This window comes from Bacillus sp. SIMBA_154 (assembly GCF_046536015.1).
GTDB lineage: Bacteria > Bacillota > Bacilli > Bacillales > Bacillaceae > Bacillus > Bacillus pumilus_P.
This window is the reverse complement of the sequence record NZ_JAWJBV010000627.1, coordinates 1-238: the sequence shown is the minus strand read 5'-3', so window position 1 is coordinate 238 and position 238 is coordinate 1. Positions and strand designations below refer to the sequence as shown.

Sequence of the window (238 nt, the reverse complement as noted above, 5' to 3'; positions counted from 1 at the left end):
CAGGTGCAACGGGTGTCACGGGAGCCACCGGTCCTACCGGAGCGACAGGAGATACTGGTGCAACAGGAGCCACCGGCGTAACGGGAGCAACTGGTCCAACGGGAGCCACGGGAGCCACCGGCCCTACCGGAGCAACAGGAGATACAGGTGCAACGGGTGTCACGGGAGCCACCGGTCCTACCGGAGCAACAGGAGATACAGGTGCAACGGGTGTCACGGGAGCCACCGGTCCTACCGG

At 65.5% G+C, this 238-nt stretch carries 1 protein-coding gene; it reads left to right on the top strand.

The annotated features are described in order from the left end of the window. The coding region (locus R0K30_RS23390) for a hypothetical protein (RefSeq protein ID WP_410613405.1) at positions 1 to 238 on the top strand (238 nt) is incomplete at both ends.